Below are 12,565 nucleotides of genomic sequence, written 5' to 3'. Positions count from 1 at the left end.
TGACGAAAGGAAGTGGCCTTCAGTGATTACTATACCTAAAGACCGAATAACAACTGCACAAGCAGTTGTTATTATTGTAAATTACATACTGGGAACAGGAATCCTCACTCTGCCCAGAGCATCTGTAGAAAAAGTGAAAACACCAGATGTATGGTTAAGTGTGATATTAGGTGGGATACTCGCAATGGTTTCAGGAGTAATTATGGTCAAACTAAGTCAGCAGTTTCCAGATAAAACATTTTATCAATACAGTCAAGATATTGTAGGGAAATGGATAGGCAGGTTGCTTAGTTTTCTTATTATAGGGTATTTTCTTACAACTTCAGCCTTTCAAATTCGTTCAATGGCAGAAGTAATAAGCTTTTTTTTGCTAGAAGGAACCCCCGCATGGGCTATTGTTATGCCTTTTATGTGGATAGGTCTCTATTTGATTATGAGTGGTATTAACTCGATTGCACGGATGTTTGAAATAATATTTCCTATTACTTTCTTTATTTTTTTACTCATTTCTTTTATGAGTATAGGGATATTCGAGATAGATAATCTCCGTCCCGTATTAGGTTTGGGAATTAAACCGGTGTTAGATGGGGTAAAAACAACGTCTCTCGCATATACAGGTCCAGAAATTATGTTAATTCTTTTGGTGTTTATGGAACAACGAAAGAAAGCAGTGAAAGCTATTTTAGTTGGAATTTCTATTCCGTTAATCTTTTATGTAATAACTGTTGTAATGGTCATTGGTGCATTATCAATTGATGGGGTTGTAACAAGAACATGGCCGACAATTGACCTTATGCGCAGTTTTGAAATTTCTGGTTTAATATTTGAACGTTTTGAATCTTTACTGCTTGTAATATGGATTATGCAAATATTTGCTACCTATACAATTAGTTACTATGCAGCTGCATTAGGATTGGCACAACTCTTTAAAAAGAGTATTCATCCGTTTATTTTTGCTTTGATTCCAATCATTTACATCATTGCTATGACTTCGAAAAATATAAATGATTTGCTTAAACTGGGGGATATGCTCGGTAATGCTGCTTTATTTTTATTTGGTTTACTGCCACTGCTTCTTCTTATTATTAAGCGATTAAAAGGAGGAGTAGCGTGAAAAATAAATTTAATTATATGCGGTTCTATTTGGTTTTGTTATGTACGCTTTTGCTTCTATTTTTAACAGGATGTTGGAGCAGTAAAGAAGTAGAAGAGTTGAGTTTAACTGCAGGTATAGCACTAGATAAAGGGAAGGATTCAACAATTGAGAAAGAGGATGAGGAAGGAGGTTATCCTAAAAGAAATCTTATAAAAGCAACTTATCAAATTGTCAGTTCGCAAGCACAAAGTAAAGGAAACGGACAACAAAAACGTTATATAAATGTTTCTGAGACCGGTGATTCCATTCATCAAATTGTTCGTGAGTTTTCATTGAAAAGAGAGAGCGCAATGTTCAGCCCACATTTAAAAAACATTGTTATTAGTGATAGTCTTGTACGTACATACAGTTTAGAACAATTACTTGAACAGTATCTCCGCGACAATGAAGTTCGGCTTAGCTGTATGATCTTAATTAGCAAGGGTCTAGCGAAGGAGGTACTGGAATCAAACAAAAAAGGAGAAATCCCAGCATTTCGTTTGTCTGGAATTGCAGATAATCGAAAGAGAACAACAAGGATTTTACCTCCTGTATCACTCGCTAAATTGGAAGGAAAGATGCGGTCAGGGTCCAGTTTTCTATTGCAAAATGTAATCTCGATAAAAGGAGAAACGAAATTTGCAGGAGCTGCTGTAATTAAAGGGAAGACAAAAAAGTTGATGGGCTTTTTAAATGAACAGGAATTGGAAGGAGTAGTATGGATAAACGGAAAAAGGAATGGTGGTGTGGTAAAAACTTTTGATAAAGAATCAAAGAAACTCATTATATACGAAATAAAGTCAATAAAAAGCAAAATCATACCACATGTTAACGGAAATAATATTTCCTTTGATGTAAACATTGAATCAGAAGGGCGTTTGTCTGAAAATTGGATGCAATCAGGAAAAGATTTTGAAAATGAATTTTTAAAAAGGGAAGAAAAAGCTATTGAAAAAGAGGTAAAGCACTTAGTACATCATGTTACAAAAAAAATACAAAAAGAATACCAAGTCGATATTGCGGGTTTTGGCAACCAATTAAGAATTAAACACCCGAGAACATGGGAGAAAGTCAAAAAAGATTGGGATCGAACATTTAGTAAGGTACCGATTAAATATCATATAAATGTAACTATACAAGATTATGGAGCGTCAAGTTTAAAACGGTGAGATACCTTAATTGAAATTATATTTGCATCAAAACAAAAAGTTACAAAAATTTTAATTTAAAAACTTTTGTAACTTTTTGTTTTTTTATGTCCTTCTTATTATAAATTAAAGAAATGATTTTACCCTATACATTTCTTTTGCGTTATAAAAGTAAATCACAATAGTTACTATTGGCGTGTTATTTAACGTTAGGAAAGAGGAATCGCTATATGTCTTGAATAGGAGGGAGTTTGAAGTGCAAGCGAAAGCAGTGCAAATAGAAGAAATCTATCAAGAAATATTAGACGGTAAAAGAAGTAGGTTTCCACCGAATACATGGAAAGAAGATAGCAATAGAGAGCTATCTAAAAGGGTCACAAAATATTTAATTGAAACAATTTTAAAATGGAATGAAGAGGATATTAAACAAAAATGGAATACGCCTTTAATTATAAAATATCGATTACTCGGCGCGCTCAAACATAGTTATGATAATAGTCCCTATAAGATGATTGAAGACTTATATCCCAATAGATTTAAAGAGTGGGAGTTTGGTATGGCACCATTAAATTTTTGGACTAAAGAAAAAGCTCTTGAAGCATTAAAATGGACTGTTGAAGAAAAAGAAAAACTAAGTAAAGTAGAACTATTCAAATTCTATAGTAAAAAATGGTTAGAGAAAAATAAACTCAGTGCACCATTAGTTATGTATTGGAATGGTAGTCCTTATGCAATGATAAATTCTTTATATCCTAATAAATTTAAAGAGTGGGAATTTAGTATGACTCCTAACAATTTTTGGACTAAAGAAAAAGCATTGGTAGCATTAAGGTGGACTATTGAAGAAAAAGAAAAATTAACTTCTTTTCAATTATTACAAGTTTACAGTGTAAAATGGCTTACTATTCATAATTTAATTTCTCCTTGTCAAATATTCTGGAATAACAGTCCGTACGCCATGATCAATGACTTATATCCTGGTCAAAATAAAGAATGGGAATATAAATTCACACCTACCGGATTTTGGACTGAAAAAAAAGCATTAGAGGCGCTGAAGTGGACTATTGAAGAAAAGGAAAAACTAACAGAGGGGCAATTACTATCTATTTACACACAAAGATGGTTAATTAAACATAAGTTATGGACACCATTAAGAAGATATTGGAAGGGAAGTCCATACAATATGTTAAATACTTTATACCCCAATCGTTATGCAAAAGATATGTTAAAAGGTTATAAAAATAAATAATGATTATATTAGAAGTCTTACTTATATCATACAATATCAAGTTTAAGATAGAGTTAATGAACTCTTAACTTAATTATAGGAGCGAAATTATATGTCACCTTTACGAGATGAAGCATTAAAAATGCATAAAGAAAAACAGGGGAAGATTGGTGTTTATTCTAAAGTTAAAGTACAAAATTCAACAGATTTAAGTCTCGCTTACTCACCAGGTGTTGCTGAGCCATGCTTAGAGATTTATAAAGATGAAAGCAAAGTATATGATTATACAATGAAAGGGAATCTAGTTGGAGTTATATCTGATGGAACTGCAGTATTAGGTCTTGGGAATATTGGACCTAAAGCAGCTATGCCAGTGATGGAGGGAAAAGCTTTACTTTTCAAATCATTTGCTGAGATCGATGCTTTTCCTATTTGTTTAAACACTAATAATCCGGATAAGATTGTTGAGGTTGTTAAATTATTAGAACCAAATTTTGGTGGGATAAACTTAGAAGATATTGCAGCACCACAATGCTTTGAAATTGAGGAGCGCCTAAGAAAATCTTGTGATATTCCTGTTTTCCATGATGATCAACACGGTACAGCTATTGTAACGATTGCTGGCCTAATTAATGCACTTAAGTTAACAAATAAAAAAATTGAAGATGTGCAAATCGTTGTGAATGGTGCTGGTGCTGCTGGGATAGCGATTGTTAAGCTGTTACTTCATATGCATGTAAAAAATGTTATTTTGTGTGACACAAAAGGGATAATATATGAACAGCGACCTATTGGAATGAATGCGCTTAAAGAAGAAATAGCTCGTATTACAAATATAGAACAGAAGCGGGGAACATTAGCAGAGGCCCTTATTGATGCTGATGTATTTATTGGAGTATCAGCTGCAGATGTAGTTGATGAGGATATGATTCGTTCTATGAATCATAATCCTATTATTTTTGCCTTGGCTAACCCTACACCTGAAATTATGCCTAATAAAGCAAAAATAGCAGGAGCACTAGTAGTTGGTACAGGACGTTCTGATTTTCCTAATCAAGTAAATAATGTACTAGCTTTCCCCGGAGTTTTTCGTGGAGCTTTAGATGTACAAGCAAAAGAAATTAATGAAGAAATGAAGCTAGCAGCTGTTTATGCAATAGCTGAGTTAATTTCAGAAGAAGAGCTTCATGTCAACTATGTCATTCCAAATCCGTTTGATCCTAGGGTGGTGCCACATGTAGCATATGCTGTCGCACGTGCTGCAGTGGAAACCGGTGTTTCAAGAAAAAATATCAGCATGTCTGAAATTAAAAACAATCTATTCAGGTTAACAAAAGAGGTAAATATATTAAAATAAATATTTTTCTTAAGAAAATATTATGTAGTAAAGGTTATCTACTTAGTTCTTAGCGTATAAAAAGTTAAATTATGTATATCTCCCTTTCTGATATTTGTAAAACGCATATATTTATTCCTTGTGAAGTATGAAAATTAACAAAGTCTTAAAAGGAGCGAGTTTAAATGATGATTGTTCTTCAGGTAGTTTTAGCAATTTTTATTGTAGTAGGGGGATTCATAAAAATTTTCCGTATATCTTTTCAGGTAGAACATTGGCGACAATATCAATATTCATTATGGTTTATGTCTATAATTGGTTTTATTGAAATTATTGGAGCAATAGGTATAATCGGTGGTATTTGGAATCAATACTTAGCGCTAGGAGCAAATACGTTATTAGCAGTTCTCATGGTCGGAGCCATTCATGCTCATATTTTTCGAGCAAAACAATCTATTTTAATGGCAATTCCTGCATTACTTTGTTTCATATTATCTATGGGGATAATTATTTGGAATTTAAATACATTTTCTTGAGCGTAACTATAAATTTTGAAAATAAGTAATTATTAGAGGAATATGTAAGCTCTATTTAAAATGGTGAATAGTTAAAGAATATTAATTCCGAAAAATTATCACCATTTTACTATTGTTTTTAATAGTTCTATGAATAGAAAGTCGCTTCATTTTTTAAAATGCATGCTTGTAAAGTACATACGAAAACATAACTCATTATAGGAAGGAGAATTTTTAAATTCTATTGATAAACCCAGTAATTGTAATAGCCCTAACTTAGAATAATAATTTCAAAATCAATAAAGTTTAGAATAGAAGGAGCAAGATCAAATTATTATGAATAAACAAATAGGATTTATCGGATGTGGAAACATGGGTATTGCTATGATAGGTGGGATGATTAATAAAAATATAGTGTCTCCAAATCAAATAATTTGTTCAGATTTAAACGTCAGTAATTTAAAAAATGCTAGTGATAAATATGGCATAACTATAACTACTAACAATAATGAAGTTGCTAACAGTGCCGACATTTTAATTTTATCAATTAAACCAGACTTATACACATCGGTAATTAACCAAATAAAAAACCAAATAAAAAATGATGTAATTGTTGTAACTATTGCTGCAGGAAAAAGTATTAAGAGCACTGAGAATGAATTTGATAGAAAGTTAAAGGTTATTAGAGTAATGCCGAATACACCGGTACTTGTTGGGGAAGGAATGTCTGCATTATCTTTTAATGAAATGGTTACAGAAAAAGATATAAAAGAGGTACTAAATATATTTAATAGTTTCGGCCAGACGGAGGTCGTAAATGAAAAATTAATGGATGTTGTTACATCTATTAGTGGTTCTTCTCCAGCATATATGTATATGTTTATAGAAGCCATGGCAGATGCTGCTGTACTTGACGGTATGCCGAGAAAACAGGCTTATAAATTTGCGGCTCAGGCTGTATTAGGTTCTGCAAAAATGGTATTGGAAACGGGAATACATCCAGGTGAATTGAAGGATATGGTTTGTTCTCCAGGGGGAACGACGATAGAAGCTGTAGCAACATTAGAAGAAAAAGGTTTAAGAACAGCTATCATTTCAGCTATGAAACGTTGTACGAAAAAATCTATGGAAATGTCTCGTTTAACTAGTAAGTGAGAAGCGAATTTATATAATATTTCAAATCTATTTAACGTAAAAGAAATATTATAAGACTATCTAATAACTAAGTAAATTTATACACAACAATAATGAGAAGAGCAAACCTTATTTTAAAGGGGATACAGAAAATATGAGTAATTTACTAAAAAAGAAATCCGTTACACAATTGTTAGAGCATAATCAAAGCAAGACTTTAACGAAAACATTAGGAGCATTTGATTTAATTATGTTAGGGGTAGGCTCGATAATTGGAACGGGGGTTCTTGTGTTAACTGGATTAGTAGCAGCAAGAAATGCTGGTCCAGCAGTTGTTTTTTCATTTATACTTGCAGCAATTATATGTGGATTTATAGCATTATGTTACGCGGAAATTGCTTCTACACTCCCGGCGTCTGGTAGTGTATATACGTACTCATATGCAACAATTGGTGAGTTTGTTGCTCATCTAGTAGGTTGGTCATTGCTGTTAATATATATCGTGGCAACAGCGGCTGTCGCTGCTGGATGGACAGGCTATTTCCACAATTTAATAAAGGGATTTGGATTAGAGATACCTAAAGCTCTAGTAACGATTCCTTCGCAGGGTGGTATTGTGAATCTACCAGCAGTAATTATTACATTGATATTGGCATGGATGTTATCTCGTGGTACGAGAGAAAGTAAACGAATCAATAATATAATGGTATTGATTAAAATTGGAATGATTTTGTTGTTTATTACGGTTGGTATATTCTATGTAAAACCAATGAACTGGATACCAATTGCACCATACGGTTTAAGTGGAGTTTTTACGGGTGGAGCAGCTATTTTATTCGCTTTTACGGGTTTTGATATATTAGCAACTTCAGCAGAAGAAGTAAAAGATCCGAAACGTAATCTTCCCATCGGTATTATTGCATCATTAATCATATGTACAATTATTTATGTTATGGTATGCCTTGTTATGACAGGAATGGTTTCCTATAAAGAATTAAATGTTCCTGAGGCAATGGCGTATGTAATGGAAGTTGTAGGACAAGGAAAAGTCGCTGGTGCAATTGCTGCAGGTGCTGTAATTGGCCTTATGGCTGTTATTTTTTCCAATATGTATGCGGCAACACGAGTATTCTTTGCAATGAGTCGTGATGGATTGTTACCGAAATCATTTGCGAAAGTTAATAAGAAAACTGGAGCACCCACTTTTATAACTGGATTAGCAGGAATAGGGAGCTCTATAATAGCTGGGTTTATTGATTTGAAAGAATTAGTTAATTTAGTTAATATCGGTAGTTTGGTGACATTTGCGTTAGTTTGTCTATCAGTTATTATCCTTCGTAAATCACACCCAAATTTAAAACGTGGATTTATGGTACCTTTTGTACCTGTATTACCATGCGTTGCAATTGTATGCTGTGTGTTTTTAATGCTAAATTTACCGTTAAGGACATGGGTGTACTTTAGTATTTGGATTACTATTGGGGTAGTAGTATATTTCCTTTATTCGATAAAACACAGTAATTTAAATGAGGAAACGATCTCGAAATTACATGATAAAATTGCGAGATAATAACGATCGAAAATTTTATTAATAATCATATTGATAATTGAGTAACATAGAAACAGTTTTTTGACATTTAGCAAGAGATAAAATAAGAGATACTAGGGCAGCTAAGTACTTTTTTAGAAACCTTGCTTGTTTTTTACGATTTAAAACTGCTAAGGAGAGAGAAGTATGAGTGAATTGCATTTTATGAGTATAGAAGAATTGGATAATAAATTAAAAAAATCTGACAGTGGTATTTATTTCATTAAAGATTATAATGACAATATTATTTATGTAGGCAAGGCTTTTAGTATAAAAAGTAGAGTATTAGCTCATTTTAATAGTTATTCCAATATTGAGGAATATGTACATTTATTTTATAAAGTAGCGTATCTCATTGAAGATAGTTTGTTAAAACGCTCTTTGTTACAAGTTACTTATATGATTAAATATAAACCAGTATTAAACAAAGAAGTACAAAAAGAATTCCCAGAGTTGTATACTCAATACATTAAGCAGACAAATAAAAAATCTATGTTGTTAGAAATTGATAAAGCTAAAGAAAAAGGGGATGAGTTAAAGAATAAATTAGTAAAATTAGTGGGTGGAAAAGCTATGTTTTATGACATAATTTCTCTGTTAAATAATGGATATAACTATCATGTCCTCGCAAAAGTATTGAGCATAGAACTTCAAACTTTAATTATAATAAAAGAACACCGAAATAAATTCCCGATACCACATAATTATAAGAGGACAATAAAACATCAAGATATAATGTATGCTTTATCTGGAAAAAAGAATTTAAGTACTTAAAGGTTAAACACTTAACTTTAAAATAGTAAATTCGTTGCTTTTGTAGCTTTTATTGTTATATTGAAATGCAATGTACATTTGTGTTTCAAATTTAATTGGTGGAATAAGGGGAGGGAAAGGGTTCCTATAAAAATACTGGAATAAATTAGGTTGCTCATGCGAAAGTAATACAAATGAAATTCTTATTTCTGCTACTACAAGTACTATTGAGCAAATGAAGTATGAAAGTGCTTTTGAACTAGGGGTCACACTGGGACCTGATACATCACATCATCTGCAAATGGTTCGGATCGGTGGAGAGATTACAAAACGCTTAGTTTGAATGGCTGAAAAACAGTTAACAGGTCAATACAGACTACACTAAGAAAATAATCCGTATATATATGGATTATTTTTCCTTTAATTTACAAAAAAATAAATTTCGAAATTGAAAAAACCTCTCAGATTTCTTTGTAATGATGTTTTTTAGTTATGTTAATGACGTAGGTATCGAAAGGTGATAAATTCGATACGAGTGATGTATGAACCCTTTAAATAGTTTTGGTGTTATTTACAATTTTAATTCCATAATACTTAAGCCGATATAATAAAATGTTTTATGTCTAAATCGATATAAAGGAATAGTTTTTAAGTGATATTTCTTTTTTTATAGAATAAGCAAACCCTGATATTGTAGTAAGAATTGTTTTGATGTCAATTTACTGTGCATCTTGGTTATTGAAGTTTTTTGTTGATTAACAACTATTGTATTTGGAAATTAATAATAAGTTTATCTCGCTATTTGCCGGGCAGTAAGACCCCCACCTCAAAATTCAGCGGAAGCAAAGAAGTTAGGTGGGGGGCGGGCTGCCCGTAAAAGCCCGATTGGTGTGGGCTAATAATCAGTGGGGATGAACAAAACCCCCACTGATTAAAGTTTCACTTTATGTGATGCGGTACTAAAACTATCTAGTTTGCTATTTTTAGTATTTGTAAAGTCTATATATATTTTCCTCTTTTGTGGAAAGTAAACTAATGTTGCGACCAGTAATATAGTGTCATTTTTTTGAAAATTCCATTCGTTTTTTTATTTTTAGTTGATGAAAAGACCTTTCTCTCAATTAAATGTTTAGTTGAGTACTTGAATTTCCTCCACCTTGTACTTTTCAAAGCATAGTGCTTCAAAAATAGCCGTATCGCTTTCATCTGTTTCCAATTTCACAACTTCTTTATTATCTTTTTTTAAAATTTGGAGCAAAATAGTTTTTCAGTTTCATATTTAAATTAGCAGTATGTATTTTTTGAATTAAATTTGTATAAATGATTGAATTGGAACTTTGACTGTTACCTCTTGCGGTGGTACAGTATCTCCTGTTACTTTCGCTTTATTTTAAATCTTTTTCCAGCTTGGTCCTCGCATTGACTACCACTGTATTTTGTAGTACTTCACTGTTTTTTCAAGTTCAATAATTATATTTTGTAGAATTAAGAAAAGAACTTAGCTTATTTCCTTTACTTATCTACTCTGATATTTAGATGCTAACTACAATTAAATAATATATGATTTTTATAAAAAAGATATAGTAATATTTTGTTGTGAATTGTACTAATTTGATATTTTATAGTATTATTTGTCGTGAATTATATATAACAGAATATATTTTATGGATCTATAAAGGAGAATGTAATGAATACTTCTATCGATATACAACACTTGTGTGATCTTGCACATAAAGCATTTAATGCCCCTGTACATATTTTATCTGCAGACAGAAAAATTTTATATCATTCTACATCTGATAATGTTTGTAGTCCTTTTTATTCTTCAAAAGAAGAACATCTTACTGATATTTATCAAGAAAACGATCCCTTTAACTTGCCACTTTTCCGAAGTAACAACTATCTTGAAAATTTTGTTCTAATTCATATAGAAAATCATGATGATATTAAAGGGACTATTATAATCGGTCCTACTATACATCCAAAAGATTCAGATGATATGATCATAAAATTTCAGAAAGAATTTAAATCAAATGATAACATTCAAGAAAGACTTGCCTATTATCAGTGTTTATCTGAGATTAAAAAAACTACATTAATTGATATGGGAATTTTATTACATTACATGATTTTCAATGAAAAGTTAGATGTAGATATTGTTTTGGAAAAAAATAAAGTACTAGAGGAAGTTCCTAATAAAATTGTGAAACCGGATTTATATATTTTAAAACGCCGACAAAACAAACCTAAAACGCACAATATGGCATTAGTAAATGATTTTTTTTCGACTATTAAAGAAGGAAATAAAAAAAAGTTAATACAGTATATGTATGCGGTTTCGCAAGAAGATGTTGAACTTATGCTAATAGAGGATCCGCTCAGGAATCAAAAAAACCTTGGAATTATTGCGATTACCTTAGCCACTCGATATGCAATAGAAGGAAACCTGCCACCAGATATTGCTTTTGCTCATAGTATTTTATATATACAAACCCTGGAACAATTAGATAATGTAGAATCTGTAAAGCGATTGTCAGGGGATGCTTTACGTACTTTTGCAGATCGTGTGAAAGAATACAATGCAAAAAAGTATTCTTACGCGGTTACTACATGTATAAAACATATTAATAAAAATGTTTACGATGGAATATCTCTGAATGAACTTGCTAATCATTTAGAAATTACGCCTACTTATCTGTCTAAACTATTTAAAAAAGAAATGGGAATTACTTTAAGCGAATATATTCAAAGGGAACGAGTGGAAGAAGCAAAGAAATTATTAACACTCACTACTTATTCGTTATCAGATATCTGTGCTTGGCTTAACTTTAATGACCAAAGTTATTTTATAAGAGTTTTCAAAAAAATCACTAGTATGACTCCTAGGCAGTACCGTGAAAAATATACAGTAATATAAGCTTGTTATCTGCTGTCTCCAATGTAAAGACTTAAACATGGGTATAAGTATCCAAAAAAATGAAAATTCACTAACCATTATTTTGCTAAAGAAAACAAAAAGACAGAAGGCTGCAAAGTGTTTCAAGTAAGCTTTGCAGCCTTTTTGTAATTTAAAACCTACGTTTATAACGAAGATAAGTTTATAGACTAATATCTTCATACTGGATATTTGTTAATAATGATATTAGGATGTTTTGTGAAAAAATCAACAATATAACATATATTACTAAATATATCTACATTTTATGCAATTATACATAACTAAATAAAGGTAAAAAAGTATAAAAAGACCTATTATATTATTCTATAAGTATTTTTTCTAAAATAAAATTTCTTGGTTGAGCTAAAATAGTTATTTTTAACCGTATACACATTAATTTGTAATCATTACAATTACAGAAATGAAATTTATGAATAACTATATTTATATAATTTTTTTTAGGACATATTTTTATTTAACAGTAAATTATCGAGCTTAATCGACAAAATTTTTCTATTTACGCATTAAAAATTTAATGTTTTAATGAACAACATAACTGGTATGACCAGACAGAAAGGAGAAGGCTATGCTAATAGGAATTATAGTGAAGTTGTAAGTAACGTTATGTTGAAAATATTTTTCTGAATAGTGTATTTATTTACAAGAGGTCAAGAATCAAATTTGTAATAAACGTGTCCTAAGTTTCTGCATAACAAAAGTGAAGTTATTCCGCAATAAAAGTATAAGCGATGTACAGTATAATTTCACCTTGTGTTATCTAGTAAGGAGT

At 31.2% G+C, this 12,565-nt stretch carries 11 protein-coding genes; 10 read left to right on the top strand and 1 reads right to left on the bottom strand.

From position 1 onward, the window contains the following. Nucleotides 1-22 precede the first annotated feature (22 nt). The 9 genes from ACTFO4_RS12870 (at nt 23) to ACTFO4_RS12830 (ending at nt 9,180) form a co-directional block, all read left to right on the top strand. The gene (locus tag ACTFO4_RS12870) at nt 23-1,114 is read left to right on the top strand and encodes a spore germination protein (protein WP_440014394.1); all 1,092 of its coding nucleotides are present in this window, start codon (nt 23-25) and stop codon (nt 1,112-1,114) included. Then, entirely contained in the window at nt 1,111-2,304 is a 1,194-nt protein-coding gene (locus ACTFO4_RS12865) for a Ger(x)C family spore germination protein (RefSeq protein WP_000790805.1), read from the top strand. Before ACTFO4_RS12870 ends, ACTFO4_RS12865 begins: the two co-directional genes overlap by 4 nt. Before the next feature lie 235 nt (nt 2,305-2,539). Further along, complete coding sequence (locus ACTFO4_RS12860; RefSeq protein ID WP_001148033.1) at nt 2,540-3,532, top strand: DUF4046 domain-containing protein; 993 nt, start codon at nt 2,540-2,542, stop codon at nt 3,530-3,532. Between the two features lie 91 nt (nt 3,533-3,623). Next, nucleotides 3,624-4,868: an NAD(P)-dependent malic enzyme gene (locus ACTFO4_RS12855; protein ID WP_000074778.1), complete on the top strand. Its 1,245-nt coding sequence runs from the start codon at nt 3,624-3,626 to the stop codon at nt 4,866-4,868. Between the two features lie 164 nt (nt 4,869-5,032). Next, nucleotides 5,033-5,383, top strand: a complete 351-nt coding sequence (locus tag ACTFO4_RS12850; RefSeq protein WP_000973725.1) for a DoxX family protein — start codon at nt 5,033-5,035, stop codon at nt 5,381-5,383. A gap of 315 nt (nt 5,384-5,698) precedes the next feature. Then, nucleotides 5,699-6,517: a pyrroline-5-carboxylate reductase gene (gene proC, locus ACTFO4_RS12845; protein WP_440014393.1), complete on the top strand. Its 819-nt coding sequence runs from the start codon at nt 5,699-5,701 to the stop codon at nt 6,515-6,517. A 133-nt stretch (nt 6,518-6,650) separates the two neighbouring features. Next, nucleotides 6,651-8,066, top strand: coding sequence for an amino acid permease (locus ACTFO4_RS12840; RefSeq protein WP_440014392.1), 1,416 nt, complete (start codon nt 6,651-6,653; stop codon nt 8,064-8,066). A gap of 165 nt (nt 8,067-8,231) precedes the next feature. After that, a complete protein-coding gene (locus ACTFO4_RS12835) occupies nt 8,232-8,858 on the top strand; it encodes a nucleotide excision repair endonuclease (protein WP_440014391.1) in 627 nt (208 codons plus the stop codon). A 178-nt stretch (nt 8,859-9,036) separates the two neighbouring features. Continuing rightward, the gene (locus ACTFO4_RS12830) at nt 9,037-9,180 is read left to right on the top strand and encodes a small, acid-soluble spore protein, alpha/beta type (RefSeq protein WP_078421629.1); all 144 of its coding nucleotides are present in this window, start codon (nt 9,037-9,039) and stop codon (nt 9,178-9,180) included. A 786-nt stretch (nt 9,181-9,966) separates the two neighbouring features. On the opposite strand, the gene ACTFO4_RS12825 is transcribed toward ACTFO4_RS12830, so the two are convergent. Then, nucleotides 9,967-10,095, bottom strand: coding sequence for a hypothetical protein (locus tag ACTFO4_RS12825; protein WP_003288606.1), 129 nt, complete (start codon nt 10,093-10,095; stop codon nt 9,967-9,969). 429 nt (nt 10,096-10,524) lie between these two features. On the opposite strand from ACTFO4_RS12825, the gene ACTFO4_RS12820 reads away from it, so the two are divergent. Then, nucleotides 10,525-11,754 carry a helix-turn-helix domain-containing protein gene (locus tag ACTFO4_RS12820; RefSeq protein WP_001097913.1) on the top strand — a complete coding sequence of 410 codons (1,230 nt, stop codon included), beginning with the start codon at nt 10,525-10,527 and terminating at the stop codon, nt 11,752-11,754. The last annotated feature ends 811 nt before the right edge of the window (nt 11,755-12,565 follow it).

It is taken from the genome of Bacillus cereus group sp. MYBKT14-1 (assembly GCF_051915185.1).
GTDB lineage: Bacteria > Bacillota > Bacilli > Bacillales > Bacillaceae_G > Bacillus_A > Bacillus_A cereus.
Note: the sequence above shows the minus strand (reverse complement) of the source record. Positions and strands in the feature narration are given on the sequence as shown.

Coding starts and splice junctions, on each gene's coding strand:
- ACTFO4_RS12820 (WP_001097913.1), top strand. CDS start 10,525: ATGAATACTTCTATCGATATACAACACTTGTGTGATCTTGCACATAAA.
- proC (WP_440014393.1), top strand. CDS start 5,699: ATGAATAAACAAATAGGATTTATCGGATGTGGAAACATGGGTATTGCT.
- ACTFO4_RS12840 (WP_440014392.1), top strand. CDS start 6,651: ATGAGTAATTTACTAAAAAAGAAATCCGTTACACAATTGTTAGAGCAT.
- ACTFO4_RS12855 (WP_000074778.1), top strand. CDS start 3,624: ATGTCACCTTTACGAGATGAAGCATTAAAAATGCATAAAGAAAAACAG.
- ACTFO4_RS12850 (WP_000973725.1), top strand. CDS start 5,033: ATGATGATTGTTCTTCAGGTAGTTTTAGCAATTTTTATTGTAGTAGGG.
- ACTFO4_RS12835 (WP_440014391.1), top strand. CDS start 8,232: ATGAGTGAATTGCATTTTATGAGTATAGAAGAATTGGATAATAAATTA.